This is a genomic window from Mesorhizobium sangaii (assembly GCF_014207355.1).
Classification (GTDB): Bacteria; Pseudomonadota; Alphaproteobacteria; order Rhizobiales; family Rhizobiaceae; genus Mesorhizobium; species Mesorhizobium sangaii.
In genome coordinates, this window is sequence record NZ_JACHEF010000001.1 from 1,720,040 (window position 1) to 1,736,153 (window position 16,114).

Genomic DNA, 16,114 nt, shown 5'->3' on the forward strand with positions numbered 1-16,114 from the left:
CTGCCACCGGCAGCGAGTGGGGAGACGGGTATGCAGGGGACTTGGTTGAGGATGGCGGCGGCCGCGTTGTTCTGTATGGCAGCGCTGTTTCTATCGAGCCTTGCGGCTGAGGCAGCCGACCGCTTCATCGACGTGTCGAACCCCAGCGTCCATAAGATATTCCTGCCGATGTCGCAATCGGTAACGATCCAGGTGAATGCCAATCTGGGCGACATCGTCGTCGGTGACGAGAAGATCGCCGATGCCCAGCCGATGACCGATCGCACGCTCTATGTCATCGGCAAGGGCGCCGGCACCACCACGGTCAATCTGTTTTCCACGGACAAGCATTCGCTCGGCGTCATACAGATCGAGGTCGGCGTCGACGTCAGCGACATGGCGCAGGCGATTCGCCAGGTGGCGCCAAAGTCGCGCATCGAAGTGGGATCGGTCAACGGCAGGGTCAGGCTTGCCGGTCATGTCAAGGACGGCGCCACGCTGGCGGCAATCATGGAAGTTGCGCAGCAATATGGTCCCGACGCCATCATCAATTCCGTTATCGTCGACGACAGCCAGCAGGTCAATCTGGAAGTGCGCGTGCTCGAGGCCAAGCGAAATGCGGGCCGCGATCTCGGCGTGTCGATCAGAAGCACCAACAGCAGAGGCACGACTATAACCGGAACTGGCATTGCTGCCGTGGACAAAGATAATGTGGTGCTAGGATCGGGCGGGTTTCTCAGCAACCTCCTGTCCGACTCCACTCCCTTCGGAGCACTGCTCACCCGCGTCATCGACAACAACATCAAAGTCGACTTGTACATAGAGGCGCTCGAGGCCAAGGGCGTGGTGCGCACGCTCGCGAACCCCAACCTCACCACGCTTTCCGGCGAGGAAGCCAGCTTCAACGCCGGCGGCGAAGTGCCTATCCGCTCTCTCGACAAGGATGGCGAGATAAACATCGTCTACAAGCAATTCGGCGTCAATCTGGTGTTCTTGCCAGTCGTACTCGATGACGGCAAGATCCACATGAGGCTGGCGCCGGAGGTCAGCGACCTGACCGGCTTCACCACCGCCGGCGATCCGATCTTCACCAACCGCAAGCTGGCAACCGTGGTCGAGTTGCGCGACGGCCAGAGCTTCGCCGTCGGCGGGCTTCTGTCCAGCAAGACCACCAAGCTGCAGAACCAGGTGCCATGGCTCGGCCAGGTGCCGGTTATCGGGACGCTGTTTCGCAATTCGAGCAACCAGAAGGAAGAAACCGAACTGGTGGTCATCGTCACGCCGCATCTCGTGCGGCCGGTGAAGCCCAGCGAGCAACTGGCGACGCCGTTCGACAAGACGCGCCCCGCCAACGACCCGGAATTCTTCGTGCTCGGCCAGCTCGAGGTGAACAAGGACATGATCCGAAAATATGAAACAGGCGACGGCGTCACCGGCCCCTATGGCCACATGCTCGACTTCAAATCGAAGGACAAGATGATCTATGTCAAGAAATAGCCTCTTGATCCTCATCCTGTGCGCCAGCGCGCTGTCGGGCTGTGCCGCGGACTATCTGAACAACTACGATACTGTGACCTTGGCCGCTGGCGACACACAGAAGTTCAATTCGCTGCTGCAGACGGTCGACCCGTTCAATCCGGCCTCAAGGAACACCAGGATCGAAGGCGACGGCCCGCGCGCCGCCGCTGTTGCAAACAACTACAAATTTCCGCCACCGCCACCGCCGCCGCCAGCGATCAATGTCAATGTCGGCGGGGCTGGGGCGGCTGTAACGACGACGACGACGCCGTGAATTGAACAGAAGGATGCGGTTTTAGTCCGCCAGGCCAAACGAGGGAACCTGGCGTCAGGGGAGCAAAGAGTAAGGCCATGCTGCGGACCATTCGCGCGTTCTGGCACGATCAGAGGGGAATAGCGCTGATCCTCGTCAGCGTCACGCTGCCGGCGATCATCGGTTTTTCGCTGTTGGCGATCGACATGAGCCGGGTCAACAACCTGCACAACGATTTGCAGAAGGCGGCGGATGCCTTTGCGTTGGCTGGAGCCGCCGAGCTTGATGGCTTGCCCGGGTCATGGGCCAGATCCGAACGCGCCATGGCGACGCTGGTCACCAACGAGGCCACGTTCTCAACCGTTGGCGCTACTGGCCGGTTCAACTTGACTTCCGGGCAACCGGGCGGCACCGCACGATGCAACAGCGCCGGCAACATTTCGTGGTGTTTCCTGAAGTCCTTACCCGCGTCAGACGGAACGCTTGTCACCAGCGCAAACTATGCCAATGCAACGCAATCTATCGGCGAAGATGAAACCGCATTCATTGAAGTGAAGGTGGCGCCAACTGGTTTCGCCGCGATATTCCCCGCGTCGTTTCTGACGGGCAATTCGGCCAGCAACGGCTTCAACGTTGCTGCCCGGGCGACTGCCGGGTTCACGTCGGGCGTTTGTGACTACACGCCCGTTTTCATGTGCAACCCGTATGAGGATACAAGCATCACCGGCGGCGTCACGCTGGAACAGGCGGCACAAAGCAGGCAATACCGCCGCCGCCAAATCAAGTTGCGCGGAGACGGGTCTTACGCTCCCGGCAACTTCGCTTTCCTGGCTTCGCCGTTTGGCAACGGCGCCAACCAGCTCGAGAAGATGCTCGCTGACTCCAAGCCGCAGAATTGCTATTCGCGCGACGGCGTCGACACCGAGCCGGGACAGAATTCCGGTCCGGTGAAAGATGGCATCAACTCGCGCTTCGGCATCAATGCGTCCTCGTTTTCGGACGGACCCGCGGTCAATGTGCGCAAGGGTGCCATAAACTGGGATCAATTTGTCAAGAGCAACAAGGTCAACTACCAAACGGACCCGACCAAGGGCATCGGGCTTGAACGCGACTCGTGCCATATCTCTGGCACCTGCACCATGATGGGCGGCCGCATGGGCGCCGGCGACTGGAACTTCGCGCGCTACTGGGCTGCCAATCACCCCTTGCGTGCCGTGCCTGCGGCTCTATCTGGCACCGGTGCCAACCTCCCGACGCGGTATGAGGTCTATCGCTACGAGATAGACAACAACATTGTTTCGGACGCGTCCGTCGGCGGCGAAAGAGGCCAACCGCCGGCTGGGGCCGGCACGCCGATCTCAATCCCGGATCGCCGGTTGCTTTACGGGGCAGTCCTGGACTGCAACGCGCTTCAGGCTGCGGGCACGAAATTTAATGGCCGCGCGAATGTTCCGGCCAGGAGATTTGCCAGTTTCTTCATCACGGAGCCCATCATCGACGGGAAAGACATCATGGTGGAACTCGTCGACATCACAGGCAAGGGCGGCAGTGGCACGCTCGACAACTACCTGCGCGATGAAGCGCAGCTCTACCGGTGACCGCCATGTTCAAGATGCTGTCCCGCTATCTCAGTCGATTTCGACGCGACCAGCGCGGCGCGGTGATTGTCGAGATGACACTGATCACGCCACTGATGCTGATCCTGTCGGCAGGAGTGTTCGAGTTCGGCAACCTGATCCATGACAAGCTGCTGATGGAGGCAGGGCTTACGGACGGCGCTCGCTTTGCCGCGCGCTGCAACAGCCAGATGTATACAGACGCCGGGCTGGGGGCGATCAACTGTTCCGCCATTGCCGCGAACATCGCGGTGTTCGGCAACCCGACCGGCACCGGCAGCCCGCGCATCAGCGGCTGGCAGACATCAGGAGCGACATCGTATGCGACGGTGACTATGAACAACGCATGCAAGGATACCGTGGTGGGCGGCGTTACCCAATATCGCTCCACCACGGCACAAGTCTGCACCGTCCGCGCGGTCGGCTCCTACCCATACGCGGGTGTTGGAATGCTGTCGTTCATCGGCATCGGGCCGCTCACGATTCATGGCTCGCACGACGAGCGGTTGATCCGGTTCTGACCATGCTCAAGCGTTTTGCAAAATCGGAAGACGGCGCGGCGATGGTGGAAATGACCATCGTCTCGGGGTTGTTGTTCACGCTTGTCCTGGGCTTCGTCGATTTCGGCTATGCGTTCTATCAATGGAATGAAGCGACCAAGGCCGTGCAGATCGGAGCCCGACTTGCATCCATTTCCAATCCCGTTGCAACGGCATTGGCGACAGCCGCGCCGACCGCGAATCCAGGCGCGCCGGTTGCTGCCGGGGCCTATGCGCCTTTCGTCTGCAAGTACACCGGCAACACCGGAGCTTGCAACGGCGACTCCACCAAATTCAGTGCCAACGATTTCAGTCGGATCTTTCGAGGCGACACGGCGGTTACCAACGACAACACGTGCCCCCCGCTGGGCGCAAACCAGCGCTCCGGCATGTGCCACTTCTTCCGGGGTCTGCGCCGCGACAACATTGTCATCACCTACACGGCCACCGGTCTTGGCTACCAGACCCGTTTGAGTGGACCGGTGCCGACGATCACCGTCAGTCTGCAAAACCTGACATTCAACTTCTTCTTCCTGAGGTTCACCAGCATCGCCATGCCCTCCATGCTGAGCACAGTCACGGGCGAAGATATGAAGAGCGTCTATCCATGAATGCCATCAACACCAAAGTTACGCCGACCAAGCGAAAGCAGGTGGCGCTGTTCTCGTCGGATCCGAACTTCAAGCGCGAGGTGGCGACGCGGCTTGATGCACTGGCCATCTACGATGTCCGGATTTCCGAGACGGGCGACTTTCTCAAGGGCCCGCCCGCGGACACGCGCCCCGGCATCGTCATCCTCGATCTCGGCAATGGCGAGTTGCTCGGCAGGCCGGGTATCGTCGAGGCACGTGCCCTGTGGGCGGCCGTGCCGCTGATCGCGGTTTCCGACGAGCTGTCGTCGGAACAGACGCGCGTGCTGGTGCGCATGAACGCCTCGGACTGGCTGCACAAGCCGCTCGACGGCAAGGAGTTGCTCAACGCGGTGACCTTCCACGACACCGGCAACCAGGGCACCAAAAGCCGGATCATCACCTTCATCAGCGCCAGCGGCGGCGCCGGCGCCACGACGCTGGCCTTGTCGGCGGCCGAACACCTGGCCTCGAAATCGGCCGAACGCGCGGCTTCCACCTGCCTGGTCGATCTCGATTTCCAGAGCGCCAATTGCGGCGCCTATCTCAACCTGTTCAACCAGTTCGATCTTGCGGGCATCATCGGCCAGCCGGAACGGCTCGATGTCGAACTGATGGATGTGATCAAGCTGTCGCGCCCGTCCGGCCTCACCCTCTATGCCTTCGAAAGGCCGCAACTGCCGTTCGAGCCGCATGGCAGCGATTTCGTGTTCCGGCTTCTGGACCTTGTCGCCTACCGCTTCGACGACATCGTCATCGACCTGCCTAACATCGAGACGCCCTGGCACAACTCCGTGCTGTCGACGAGCGACGAGATCTTCATCGTCTTCGAGCTTAACGTCGCCTCGCTGCGGCAAGGCAAGCGGCTCTACAGAAAGATCCGCGAGCTGCGCGGCAATGCGGTCAGCATCACGCTGGTCGCCAACAAGCACAAGCGCAAATGGTTCGGGAACCATTTTTCGCGCAGCGAGCTCGAGAAGATCTTCAAGGCGCCGCACATCAAGTCGGTCCCGCTGGACAATGCGCTGCTGACCGACGCCTTGAATCGTGCGATCCTGCCTTCGGAAGTCGATGGGCGGGCGCGCTTCAACAAGGACCTGAAGCGGATGTTCAAAGAGCGGCTCGATGACGCTGCTGCACGCTAGCTACCGGATCGCCCAGGGGTTGGCCTACGCCAGCCTGCTGGGCGTGGCGTTGGCGCTACCAGTCCAAGACTTAGCCCAGGCGAGATCGAGCCTTTCGGATCGGCCGCCGTTGCCGGCGATGGGGCCCAGCCTGCGCAAGTCGGTTGCCTTTGCAACCACAGAGCAGCCGGGGACGATCATCATCCGCAAGAACGAGAAAGCGCTTTACCTGGTGACTCGCCAGGGCCAGGCGCTCCGCTACCAGATCAGCGTCGGGCGCGACGGTTTTGGCTGGACGGGCGTCGTCAAGGTGGGAGCGAAGACCGAATGGCCGGAGTGGCGCCCGCCGCAGGAAATGCGGGCCCGCCAACCGGAGCTGCCGAAAATGGTGCCCGCCGGCCCCTACAACCCCCTCGGCGCAAGGGCGCTCTACCTGCTTCGCGACGGTCGCGACACGCTCTACCGGATACACGGCACCAACGATCCGTCCGGTGTCGGTTTCGACGGGACATCGGGATGTTTTCGGCTTACCAACACCGATGTGATCGATCTTTTCAAGCGCGTCGCGGTCGGCGCGAAGGTGGTGGTCCAATGACGATGATCAGCGAACCGGACATGCCGGCTATCGATATCGGAAACCACGAACAGCCCGAACAGGACGCCATCGAGAAACCCAGCAAGATAAAGACGATCGGCATTCTCATCGCCAGCGGCGGCTTGCTGCTCACCGTGGTCAACATGGCGGCCGCGATCTATCTCTATCGCGGCATGAGCGACCTGCGTTTCGTCGAAGCGCGGCTGGAGCAGCTCGGAGCGTTCGAGCAGCGGATCGCGGCACGGCTCGACACGGTCAACAACGGCTTCCAGAGCCGCTTCGAGAAACTGGACAGCCAACTGCAAGGCAGCTTCAACGAGATCAATAGCAACGTTGCCCAGCTGGCACTGACTAGGCCGATCGCCGGCGGCGAGGCCGTGTCGGGTGCTCCGGAACCGCCCGAGATCACCACCAGCACGCTGGCGGAGGCGCCCGAAGCTGTCGAAGGCGCGAGCGCGAGCGAATCCGGTGTCATCGAAGCGCCGCGTGCGCCCAGGAAAAGGGCCGCACCGGCGTCACCCCCTCCCCCAAGCTCCAACTACCAGCGCATCCAGCAGCCTGACGGCAAGGTCTATTACAAGAGGATCAATTAGACATCGTAGGGCATGGATTTGGGCAGGGCGCAGGTTGCGAACGCCGCCTGCTCCAACGCTTTGTCCCGACGCAACTCCGGACGGAAAATTGCTCTAGAGATCGCGCCGCAAGGCCAAGATGCGGACGGTCCGGGCTTCGGACCGCGCCCGCGCTTCGGCGAGGAAGGCGACGTGGCAGTATGCACAGGCTGCAGTGCCCAGAACCAGCAACAGGCTGCCCTTCAAGGTGAAATTGACCGTCAGCGAGAACGGAAAACCGCTGGGCGAGGTGAAGGTAGCGATCGTGCTCGCCGTTTCCGAGTGGCTGCCGACCGCGACCATCAGCCCGGCGAAGATCAGGGCGATGTGGTTGGCGAGAAAGAAAAAAGCCGACCTTCTGGTGTGGCATGCTACCCAGCACACGATCGATGCGGCGGCAAGGATGGCGGCGTCGACAGCCATCGATTCACCCAGATTGAAATCGATCTGCTGCCAAAGTATCGTCGACAACGGGCGCAGTTCAAGCCATATCCACCACGCGGTCGGGCTGGCTGGATAGGCTCCCAACAAGAAGGTCGCCATGCGTTCCCCAGCGAGGATCGCAAGAATGAGAAACGGGAAGGCAAAAAGCAGAAGCGGCTTGCGTTTCATGTTCCCTCGCCAATCTGCCTGTGACGATAGACCGCGAAGATTGCGCAAGGCTTAACGCCCCTGGCGACCACTGGCAGCAAAGCTTGCTGATCGGCGTCGTCGGAATGAGCGAGGGATGTTTGCGGCCCGGACAGCAGAGACGGGTTTCGCCCGACTAAAGATTGAAGACGTGCGAGGCCGTCAGCCCGGCGAGCAGCACGCCCGCAAGGAGAGCGATGATCGAGGCGAGGAACCAGCGCAGCGTGACCTGATAAACCGGCTCGTCGTCGTCTCGTGGGAGCAACGACCGCCACAGCGCAACGAACTGAAGGACGATGGCCATTGCCAGCAGGAGCGTCGCCAGGATCGAGGCAACCGTCCATCCACCTTCAACTTCGAAATTCCAGTACCGCAGGAAAAGAAGCGAAAATCCGAGCAGCACGGTGATCGCGGAGATGACACCCTGTCGGTAGCCAGCGGGCAAGGGAACTCTGCGCTGTAAACCTGTTTCCTGCTGGTGATCGATCTGGCGATCGGGATCGTCGTCCGGGCGGTTGGGCTGGTCGGTCATGCCGTTCACAATATCGCCGGCGTCGGCATCGTCAAATGGTGACGATTTTCAAGGTATCGCTCGCCGTGGACGATGCGGATCTTGGCCGGGCGCATCGCCGCTTGCAGGGACTCAAAGCTCCAGACATCGGCTTTGACCTCCAAGCTGACGTAAGGTCAGAAATTGAATGACTCGAGTGCACTGCTCCAATAGTCTGGTCCTTGATAGTCAGCGGGGAGTTAGCCCCGTAACCCTTAAGGCCCCCCGGGCGCGGTCGAAGCAAGGATGATACTCAGGGAGATCAGCTGTGAGTTCATACGATTCCGACAAGGTTGCCAAACTTCATCGGGAATTGCACAGCCATCTTCCGCCTGAACCGGCGCTTCGCCTGAAAGCACTGGAGACGGTTCTGGTCGAGAAAGGCTTTCTGGCGGCCGACGCCGTGGACAAGTGGCTCGACGACTACTCGGAAAACGTGGGTCCGATGAATGGAGCCAAGGTCATCGCGCGGGCGTGGACTGATCGCGAGTTCGCCGAACGCCTGGCGAAACATGCGGCCGAGGCGTTTTCGGAAATCATCCCAAGCGTCAGGAAGGATTACCCCCTTGTCGCAGTGTTCAACACGCCTGAGATCCACAACGTTGTCGTTTGTACGTTGTGCTCCTGCTATCCAGTCGGAATCTTGGGAATGTCTCCATCTTGGTACAAGTCGACCGAGTACCGGGCGCGAGTGGTTCGCGATCCGCGTGGCGTTCTCGCCGAATTCGGAACCGACCTGTCGGACAAGGTTGAGGTCAAGGTGTGGGACTCGACCTCGGACCGCCGGTACATGGTGGTCCCGCAGCGTCCAGAAAGGACGGATGGCTGGACCGAAGAGGACCTCGCCGGCCTCGTGACGCGCAATGCAATGATCGGGACGATGAGGGATCTGTCGCCAAAGCAGGAGGTGGGGTGATGGATACGGTACACGACCTCGGCGGCAGACAAGGGTTCAGACCGATCCCTAACGTCGCAGAAGATGACTCGGCTCTGTTTTCCGATGAATGGAGGGCCCGCACATGGGCGATCGCCATGATGTCGATGAAAAAGCTGACGACGGATCGCACGGGCTGGACGCTCGATTGGTATCGCCACGTCTTGGAAAGGCTTCCCCCGGACGCCTACCTCGGCCTCGACTATTTCGAGAAATGGATTCTGGCCATGATGGTCACGTCTGTGGATGAAGGCGTCGCGGGCGTTCAGGAGTTCTTCGATGGCAGGGCCTCAAGTCGAACCTTCGAATACGAGTCGCCCAGGCCTGCGGTCGAGGTCCCGCCCACAGGGGCGAGGTTCAAAGCTGGCGACAAGGTTGTGGCACGGCGCGACATCGCCACAATGCACACGCGGCTGACGGGGTATGTCCGCGGCCGGCTCGGGATTGTCGACAGCATGAACGGACCACAGCCTTTGCCCGATGAGAAAGCTGTCGGCACGATACGGCGCGAGCAGACATACGTCGTGCGGTTTCGCATGTCGGATCTTTGGCCTGAAGCCGGCGACAGCGCAGACAGCCTGCTGATCGACATGTGGGACAGCTATCTTGAGCCGGCCTGAGATTGCCCGTCGCGCGCGGCGCCATCGCGATGGCGAACCTGTCTTCTCCGAGCAATGGCACGCTCAGGTCATTGCGTTGGTCGACCTGCTCATCGCCGACGGAAAGATCGAAGCCGAGGATTGGTCTCAGACCCTGGGCGCCGAGCTTGATCGACGGGTGACCGATACTTCCATGGACACCGACGCGATCTATTACGGGGCCTTTCTCAGCGCTCTGGAGCAGATCCTGGACAGGAGCCAGTTCGCCCTACGAGCCGAGGTGGACAGACGCCAACAGGATTGGCGAAACGCTTACCTGAATACACCGCATGGCAAGCCAGTTGCCCTGGCAGATTAGTCAGCGGGCCTGCAACCGAGGTCACGCTGGATCGTGAGCTGAATGGCTGCTTTTGCCAACTGGATGCTCGAAGCCGCCGATCTGCAGGATTACCGGCCCGGCACCTGAGCGATCCCGTTGCAATCGACCGTGCGGTCTGAACGCGCGGTGTAGGCGGCATAGATCACCTGACCCTTGTTCATGGAGATTTCACGTACCAGCTTTCGACGGACCGCGGTGGCGAACATGGCGGCCTCGGTGACGCCGATTGTAAATGCGTCTGGCCCGCCAATGACGCAGCGCTCGAAATAGGATTGCAGGTTGGAGCGGTCGTACATCGCAAACCCGTCGGCCCCGCCAATGCGGGGCATTGCGATAGGCAGCCCGTTGATCGTCACGCCTTCCGCCAGAAGAACCTCCCGGATGGGGTCAAGGAGCGCTCCGGCATTGTTGGGTCCGTCGCCGGATACGTCAATAACCCTGCGCGGGCTGCGCAAGCCACTCTCCGCGAACAGATCATTCGCGGCCGACAATGCGCCGGAAATCGACGTTCCGCGGCCTTCGGTCAACGGCAGCGCCGCGAGCCTGTCCGCCAAAGTCAGAACGTCTTCGAGGCTTTCGACAATTGTCCAAGGCACAATGACTGTTTGCTGACGTGGCCCCGCCCACTCCAGATAGAGCACGGCGATCCTGCCCCGCTCTCCCGACTTGATTGCCCTCGCGATGTCCGCGTGGCGGAAGGCATCGACGTAGCCGTCGCGTTGCACTCTTTGCTCGACTTTGCTCATCGAGGGCGAGACGTCCACGGCAAGGATCAATTGCAGATCGACTTCGGCCAGGTCGTCTGCGCGACGGTCGGTCGAGTGAACCTGTGACGCCATCGCGAAGAACAGACCGAGCAGGCAGACGCCCGTGAGCCGTAGCACCGGTCTTGCACCCGCACATCGAGCAATCTGCACCAGGTAGTCCATGGCTAGCCTCTCGCTGGCATTGCAATTGTCGGCCCGAGGCGTCTCTTGGGTCACGAATGGCTTCCGATCATTCGCCGAAATCTGCTCCCCACCGGTCCGAATGGTGATGACTCTTCGCAGCGCGAACCGTGCTAAGATCGAAGAATTGGACTGCGGCTTCGTGCGTGAGGGAACCGGCTTGAATAGCTCGCCGCCCACGACGTTCGTACTCAACGGCATTACCGCCGATCTGAGCAGCGAGACCCTGCGCGACAAGTCCAACAGGACAATCGCACTTCGCCACCAGACATTCGCGGTGCTTCGCCACCTTCTGGAGAACGCTGATCGCGTCATCACCAAGGACGACCTGATGAAGGCGGTCTGGAACGGGATAGCCGTGACCGATGACAGCCTGGTGCAATGCATTCACGAGATCCGTGCGGCGCTCAACGACAATCGGCAGGCCGTCGTGCAGACAGTGCCGAGGCGCGGCTACAGGCTGGTCCTTCCCTCAAATGCCGGACCGAGAATGGCCACCATCCTGGCCGCCAAGTTGGCCGCCGGGGGTCAGCCGACAGGCAAGGATAAGCGGATCTCCGCTGCAACTTTCCGGGCATACAGGCAGATCATCGATCGGCTGCTTGTTCAACATGCAGGCGGTGTGTTCTGGAGCGCCGAAGAGAGCGTGGTCGCCGAGTTTACCGGCCCTGTCGAGGCGATGCGGTGTGCGGGCGAGATCCAGCACGACGTCGATAGGCGGAACTGCGAAGTTCCCGAGACAAAGCGCCTGCGTTTCCGCATCGGCATTCACCTGGGTTATGTCGTCGCCGAGGGCGACTACCTCGCGGGCGAGGCCGTCGAGGTCGCCGCTCATCTGCAAACATTGTCACGACCGGGCGGGATTTGCGTCACGGAAGCGGTCCACGCCCAGGCTCAAGACCGACTCTCGCTGGAGTTCGTCGATTTCGGCGAGCACAAGCTGAAGAACGTCGGACGCGCCCTGCGCATCTACCGCGTACCCCTTGCTTCGGAGGAAACGGTCAGGTCGCCATTTCGCGGTCTCGATGCCTTCGAATTCGAAGATGCCGATCTCTTCTTCGGCCGAGCGCGGGCGATTGCTGCCTGCACTGCAAGACTGGAGCGGCAGGCAGCCAGCGGTACGGCATTCCTGCTCATCTACGGGATGAGCGGTTGCGGCAAGTCTTCCCTCCTGCGCGCTGGCCTGCTGCCATCATTGACCCGGCCTGGAGCCGTGGCGGGCATATCCTTGTGGCGCCGCTGCCTGATCCGCCTCTCCGAAGGACCGGATGCATTCGCTGTGTTGGCTGCGGCACTGCTTAGCGAAGCTGCTCTGCCGGAGCTGTCTCGCGAAGGAACAGCCGCGGAGTTTGCTCTGCTCTGCAGGAGCGCGCCGGATCGGGCGCTGGCGATGGTCCGACAGGCACTTGGCAAGGCCGCCGGGTCGGCCCGCTCGCAGATCAGATTGCTTGTCGCCATCGATCAGCTGGAGGAGCTGTTCACGACAGAGAGGCAGCCGGCTACGCGTGAGGCCCTTGTGCGGCTCATGGCGGTGCTAGCCGCGAGCGGACTGGTCTGGGTGATCGCGGCGATCCGTTCGGACTTTTTTCACCGCTGCGGAGAGGTCCAGGGTTTCTCGGCGCTCAAGGACGGCCTCTCCAGCTACGAACTCCTGCCGCCGACTGGTCCAGAGATCGGGCAGATCATCCGCGAACCGGCGGGCGTTGCCGGGCTCCGCTTTGAGGAGAGCGCCGAGTTGGGGCGGCTCGACGATGTGCTGCAGGAGGCAGCAGCTGCCGATCCCGGATCTTTGCCGCTTCTCGAGTTTGTGCTCGACGCATTGTATCAGGCCGGCCGCCAGCACCGAGTTCTCACCTTTGCGCATTATCGCGCGCTCGGCGGGCTCGAAGGCGCAATCGCGCGCCGCGCCGATGAAGTCGTAGACTTGCTCGCGCCCGAGATCCAGGAGGCCTTACCCGCGGTACTGGGCGCCCTCACCACAGCAAGTCCAAGCGATGAAACGGTGACGGCACGTCCGGCCCCGCTCATCGAAGTTGCAGGCACTCCCGCGCGATCGGCTCTCGTCAGGGCCTTGATCGACGCACGGCTCCTCGTCAGCGATGAGGACGCCGCAGGGCATGTCTTCGTCCGCGTTGCACATGAAGCACTGTTGAGCCGTTGGCCGCGCGCCAGTGACATTGTGAATGCAAACCGGAACTTCCTCGAGACGCGCGACCGCCTGAGGGCCGACGCCCACCGTTGGCACCTGGAGAACAGGAATCGAGAGCTTCTCCTTCCGTCCGGCAAACGTCTCGCGGAGGGCGAAGAGCTGCTGGCGTCAAGACGGGAGGAGGTCGACGATGACGTCCTTGAATACATCGAGGCGTCTTTGCGAGCCCATCAGCTGAGAGAGGAGAAGGACCGGCAGGCAGAGCTGGCGCTGATCGAGGCCGCGGAAGAGGCAAAACGCGAGCGCCTGGAGCGGGAGGCCGAGCGCCGGAGCCTCGCGGCTGCTGCGGCAAACCGGCTAGCCGGACGTACGCGCAATGCCGCGATTGTGGCGATATTGCTCGCTCTCGTGGCGGGCGCAGGCGCACTGGTCGCCTTCAGGGCGCAGGAGGAAGCAAGGTGGCAACGCGACCAGGCGCTGCGCAACCAGTCTCTTTCGCTTTCCTTTCTTTCACAGCAGTCCACGGCGACAGGCAACACCGAGGCTGCGATCCTGTTGGCGCTCGAAGCACTGCCCTCGAAAGACCAGTCCGAGCGGCCATATCTCTTTGAGGCGGAGGCAGCCCTCTTCAAGGCCCTGCTGGCACACCATCAGATCAAAATCTTCCGGCATGGCGCCGGCGTCGCGGATGCGGCGTTCAATCCGAGCGGCGATCACATCGTCACCGCATCCTACGATAAAACTGCGGGCGTCTGGGACATCTCCAGCGGTGCCGAAACTGCGGTTCTAAAAGGTCATGGAGGGGCAGTCGAGAGGGCTGAATTCAGCCCGGACGGGAGCCGTATCCTGACGGCCGCGAGGGACGGCACTGCACGCGTCTGGAATGCCCTCTCGGGAGAACAGCTCTTCATCCTGCAGCCGGTAGGCAATTATCCAACCGCAATCTTCAGCCCGAATGGCAACCAGGTGTTGACGGCGGGGGAGAACAGCGATGCAGCGCTCTGGGACGCTCGGACCGGAAGAAAAGTCGTGAGTGTAAGGAGCGACGGATATGCACGGGCTGGCTTCAGTCCGGACGGTCACAGCTTCGCGACGGCACGCAAGCACTTTGTTTCGATCTGGAATACCGCAGATGGCGCACTGACGCGGTCAATCCGGGTGAACTCACGGCCCTATAGCCTGGCGTTCAGCCCGGACGGGGGCCGGCTGCTGGCTGGCGCATGCGGCCCGCTTTCATACGGCGGCACTTCCAGCCTTTTTGATGCGTCGAAAGGAACGGAGATCGCAAAGCTAGACGGCCAGAAGAGCGACACGCAATTGAACGGCGTGATTTTCAGTCACGGGGGTCAGCGGATCGCCACCGTATCACTCGACGGCGCCGCCCGGATTTGGGATGGAGCGTCAGGAACGCTGCGCGACCTGCTGGGCCAGGAGGTTTCGGGTTTGAAGCTGGCCGATATCGGCGCGGATGAACGCGATGAGGAGATGAACGGTGCTTTCAGCCCGGACGACCGCTTCCTGGCGACCGCTTCGGTCAATGGGCCGGTCCGCATCTGGGACGTTGAACGCGCCTCGTTGGTCACGACGATCGCCGGTCATGACTCTTTGGTCGAGCATCTCGAATTCAGCCCGGTTGACAGCAACGTTCTTCTCACCGCTTCACACGATGGCACGGCTCGGCTGTGGGACGTCGACGGCGCACTGACGACAACGCTCCCTCATGAATATCGGCCGACTTTCGCGGTCTTCAGTCCAGACAATATTCACCTGCTGACCGGTGGCGGCGACAGCGCGGCGCATCTTTGGGATGTCGTGAACGGGCGCGAGATAATCCGGCTCGATACCCATGAGATCGTTCAACGCGCGACGTTCAGTCCCGATGGAAGGCGCGTCGCGACGGCATCTCTTGGGGGCCAGGTCCGAATTTGGGAGGTTGCCAGGGGATTCGAGACCGCCCAGTTCCGAGCACATGGCGGACTGATCCAGATCCAGTTTGGTCGCGACGGCAAATCGCTTGTTTCCGCGTCGATCGACGGCACCGCCCAGCTGTGGGATGCGGCGACCGGTACCGAGCTGGCCGTCATCAATACAAGCAGCAAGCTGCCGCAGGCCATTCTCAGCCCCGACGGACGTCTGATCTTTGCTGCCAGGGAAGACAATGCGGGCCACCTCCTGAAGGCGGGCGGAGCTGAGCTTAAGGCCCTTGTGGGGCACCGGGACCGCATCACGGCAGCGGCCTTCAACCCGGACGGTCAACTGGTCGCCACGGGCTCACTCGACCACACGGCCAGAATTTGGTCGACCGCGGACGGAGCCAGCGTCGTAACGCTGGAGGGACATACCGACGAGGTGACGATGGTCGCCTTCAGCCCCGACGGTCAGTCGCTGATGACGGCCTCAGGCGATGGAACCGTCCGGATCTGGAGCGTCTCGAGCCGACGGGAAATGGCCGTTCTCAGGGGCCACGGCGGCGCGGTGGACAGCGCCCAGTTCAGTCCCAGCGGTTTGTATGTCGTGACCGCATCGTCCGAAGATCGCACGGTCCGGCTATGGGCAACGCAATCGGGACGCCAGATTGCGGTCCTTGCCAGCCAGGACGAAGCGACCGTTCGACCGGGCCTTACACGGGCAGTTTTCAGCCCCGACGGCAGCCGGATCGCAATCATTTCTGGCGAAGAAAGGGTCCGTGTCGTTCGCGTTTTCCAGACACCCGGCGACCTCATTGACTTCGCCCGGCGCACCGTGCCTCGCGAACTCACCCCTTGCGAGCGGCGAAGCTTCTTCCTTCCTGAAGACCCTGCAACTGGGACTTGTCCTGGCTGAGGTCGACAACGGGTCAGATTTGCCCGCCTGAGCCGGCTGCTGGAACGGGCAACTTAGCGCCGCATCTCGACCGTAGAGGCCAGCTTTGCCGTTTCCTGAAAGCTGACGTCGCAGGCGACCTTTGCATACGTCGGCCATCAAATTGCGAAGGGGATTTTTGGCTACCCCAAATGCGACTGATCACATGTTGCGACCTGCCGGACGAGGCAACCGGAAATTTCAGCACCTGCGTCCTTCTA

General features: G+C 61.6%; 16 protein-coding genes. 13 read left to right on the top strand and 3 right to left on the bottom strand.

The features are described from left to right. Positions 1–30: 30 nt before the first annotated feature. From HNQ71_RS08135 to HNQ71_RS08170, 8 genes are all read left to right on the top strand, one after another. Positions 31–1,476 carry a type II and III secretion system protein family protein gene (locus HNQ71_RS08135; protein ID WP_184872013.1) on the top strand — a complete coding sequence of 482 codons (1,446 nt, stop codon included), beginning with the start codon at positions 31–33 and terminating at the stop codon, positions 1,474–1,476. Then, the gene (locus HNQ71_RS08140) at positions 1,463–1,771 is read left to right on the top strand and encodes a hypothetical protein (protein ID WP_184872014.1); all 309 of its coding nucleotides are present in this window, start codon (positions 1,463–1,465) and stop codon (positions 1,769–1,771) included. Before HNQ71_RS08135 ends, HNQ71_RS08140 begins: the two co-directional genes overlap by 14 nt. A 77-nt stretch (positions 1,772–1,848) precedes the next feature. Further along, positions 1,849–3,348 (top strand): TadE/TadG family type IV pilus assembly protein, encoded by a 1,500-nt coding sequence (locus HNQ71_RS08145; protein WP_184872015.1) that lies wholly within the window; start codon positions 1,849–1,851, stop codon positions 3,346–3,348. Positions 3,349–3,353: 5 nt separating this feature from the next. After that, positions 3,354–3,887, top strand: coding sequence for a TadE/TadG family type IV pilus assembly protein (locus HNQ71_RS08150; protein WP_210333759.1), 534 nt, complete (start codon positions 3,354–3,356; stop codon positions 3,885–3,887). 2 nt (positions 3,888–3,889) lie between these two features. Continuing rightward, positions 3,890–4,516 carry a TadE/TadG family type IV pilus assembly protein gene (locus tag HNQ71_RS08155; protein ID WP_184872017.1) on the top strand — a complete coding sequence of 209 codons (627 nt, stop codon included), beginning with the start codon at positions 3,890–3,892 and terminating at the stop codon, positions 4,514–4,516. Continuing rightward, positions 4,513–5,679 carry a CpaE/TadZ family protein gene (locus tag HNQ71_RS08160; RefSeq protein WP_184872018.1) on the top strand — a complete coding sequence of 389 codons (1,167 nt, stop codon included), beginning with the start codon at positions 4,513–4,515 and terminating at the stop codon, positions 5,677–5,679. Before HNQ71_RS08155 ends, HNQ71_RS08160 begins: the two co-directional genes overlap by 4 nt. After that, a complete protein-coding gene (locus tag HNQ71_RS08165; RefSeq protein WP_184872019.1) occupies positions 5,660–6,253 on the top strand; it encodes a L,D-transpeptidase in 594 nt (197 codons plus the stop codon). Before HNQ71_RS08160 ends, HNQ71_RS08165 begins: the two co-directional genes overlap by 20 nt. After that, positions 6,250–6,846: a hypothetical protein gene (locus tag HNQ71_RS08170; RefSeq protein WP_184872020.1), complete on the top strand. Its 597-nt coding sequence runs from the start codon at positions 6,250–6,252 to the stop codon at positions 6,844–6,846. Before HNQ71_RS08165 ends, HNQ71_RS08170 begins: the two co-directional genes overlap by 4 nt. Positions 6,847–6,939: 93 nt before the next feature. On the opposite strand, the gene HNQ71_RS08175 is transcribed toward HNQ71_RS08170, so the two are convergent. Continuing rightward, positions 6,940–7,476 carry a hypothetical protein gene (locus HNQ71_RS08175; RefSeq protein WP_184872021.1) on the bottom strand — a complete coding sequence of 179 codons (537 nt, stop codon included), beginning with the start codon at positions 7,474–7,476 and terminating at the stop codon, positions 6,940–6,942. 154 nt (positions 7,477–7,630) lie between these two features. After that, positions 7,631–8,026, bottom strand: a complete 396-nt coding sequence (locus HNQ71_RS08180) for a hypothetical protein (RefSeq protein WP_210333760.1) — start codon at positions 8,024–8,026, stop codon at positions 7,631–7,633. Positions 8,027–8,061: 35 nt separating this feature from the next. On the opposite strand from HNQ71_RS08180, the gene HNQ71_RS35465 reads away from it, so the two are divergent. The 4 genes from HNQ71_RS35465 (at position 8,062) to HNQ71_RS08195 (ending at position 9,935) form a co-directional block, all read left to right on the top strand. Further along, positions 8,062–8,196 (top strand): hypothetical protein, encoded by a 135-nt coding sequence (locus HNQ71_RS35465; RefSeq protein ID WP_281391361.1) that lies wholly within the window; start codon positions 8,062–8,064, stop codon positions 8,194–8,196. A gap of 161 nt (positions 8,197–8,357) precedes the next feature. Then, positions 8,358–8,960: a nitrile hydratase subunit alpha gene (nthA, locus tag HNQ71_RS08185; RefSeq protein WP_210333761.1), complete on the top strand. Its 603-nt coding sequence runs from the start codon at positions 8,358–8,360 to the stop codon at positions 8,958–8,960. Next, positions 8,960–9,598, top strand: coding sequence for an SH3-like domain-containing protein (locus HNQ71_RS08190; RefSeq protein WP_184872023.1), 639 nt, complete (start codon positions 8,960–8,962; stop codon positions 9,596–9,598). Before nthA ends, HNQ71_RS08190 begins: the two co-directional genes overlap by 1 nt. Next, entirely contained in the window at positions 9,585–9,935 is a 351-nt protein-coding gene (locus HNQ71_RS08195) for a nitrile hydratase subunit beta (RefSeq protein WP_184872024.1), read from the top strand. The genes HNQ71_RS08190 and HNQ71_RS08195 overlap by 14 nt, the downstream gene beginning before the upstream one ends. A gap of 89 nt (positions 9,936–10,024) precedes the next feature. On the opposite strand, the gene HNQ71_RS08200 is transcribed toward HNQ71_RS08195, so the two are convergent. Further along, on the bottom strand, positions 10,025–10,885 hold the full coding sequence (locus tag HNQ71_RS08200; RefSeq protein ID WP_184872025.1) for a DUF1194 domain-containing protein: 861 nt from the start codon (positions 10,883–10,885) through the stop codon (positions 10,025–10,027). A 106-nt stretch (positions 10,886–10,991) separates the two neighbouring features. On the opposite strand from HNQ71_RS08200, the gene HNQ71_RS08205 reads away from it, so the two are divergent. After that, entirely contained in the window at positions 10,992–15,875 is a 4,884-nt protein-coding gene (locus tag HNQ71_RS08205) for an nSTAND1 domain-containing NTPase (RefSeq protein ID WP_184872026.1), read from the top strand. The last annotated feature ends 239 nt before the right edge of the window (positions 15,876–16,114 follow it).

What these genes read in the sequence shown, in the direction of transcription:
- HNQ71_RS08170 (WP_184872020.1), top strand. Translation starts at nt 6,250, where the DNA reads ATGACGATGATCAGCGAACCGGACATGCCGGCTATCGATATCGGAAAC.
- HNQ71_RS08145 (WP_184872015.1), top strand. Translation starts at nt 1,849, where the DNA reads ATGCTGCGGACCATTCGCGCGTTCTGGCACGATCAGAGGGGAATAGCG.
- HNQ71_RS08150 (WP_210333759.1), top strand. Translation starts at nt 3,354, where the DNA reads ATGTTCAAGATGCTGTCCCGCTATCTCAGTCGATTTCGACGCGACCAG.
- HNQ71_RS08155 (WP_184872017.1), top strand. Translation starts at nt 3,890, where the DNA reads ATGCTCAAGCGTTTTGCAAAATCGGAAGACGGCGCGGCGATGGTGGAA.
- HNQ71_RS08165 (WP_184872019.1), top strand. Translation starts at nt 5,660, where the DNA reads ATGACGCTGCTGCACGCTAGCTACCGGATCGCCCAGGGGTTGGCCTAC.
- HNQ71_RS08160 (WP_184872018.1), top strand. Translation starts at nt 4,513, where the DNA reads ATGAATGCCATCAACACCAAAGTTACGCCGACCAAGCGAAAGCAGGTG.
- HNQ71_RS08135 (WP_184872013.1), top strand. Translation starts at nt 31, where the DNA reads ATGCAGGGGACTTGGTTGAGGATGGCGGCGGCCGCGTTGTTCTGTATG.
- HNQ71_RS08180 (WP_210333760.1), bottom strand. Translation starts at nt 8,026, where the DNA reads ATGACCGACCAGCCCAACCGCCCGGACGACGATCCCGATCGCCAGATC.
- HNQ71_RS08190 (WP_184872023.1), top strand. Translation starts at nt 8,960, where the DNA reads ATGGATACGGTACACGACCTCGGCGGCAGACAAGGGTTCAGACCGATC.
- HNQ71_RS08205 (WP_184872026.1), top strand. Translation starts at nt 10,992, where the DNA reads ATGACTCTTCGCAGCGCGAACCGTGCTAAGATCGAAGAATTGGACTGC.
- HNQ71_RS08200 (WP_184872025.1), bottom strand. Translation starts at nt 10,885, where the DNA reads ATGGACTACCTGGTGCAGATTGCTCGATGTGCGGGTGCAAGACCGGTG.
- HNQ71_RS08140 (WP_184872014.1), top strand. Translation starts at nt 1,463, where the DNA reads ATGTCAAGAAATAGCCTCTTGATCCTCATCCTGTGCGCCAGCGCGCTG.
- HNQ71_RS08175 (WP_184872021.1), bottom strand. Translation starts at nt 7,476, where the DNA reads ATGAAACGCAAGCCGCTTCTGCTTTTTGCCTTCCCGTTTCTCATTCTT.
- HNQ71_RS35465 (WP_281391361.1), top strand. Translation starts at nt 8,062, where the DNA reads ATGGTGACGATTTTCAAGGTATCGCTCGCCGTGGACGATGCGGATCTT.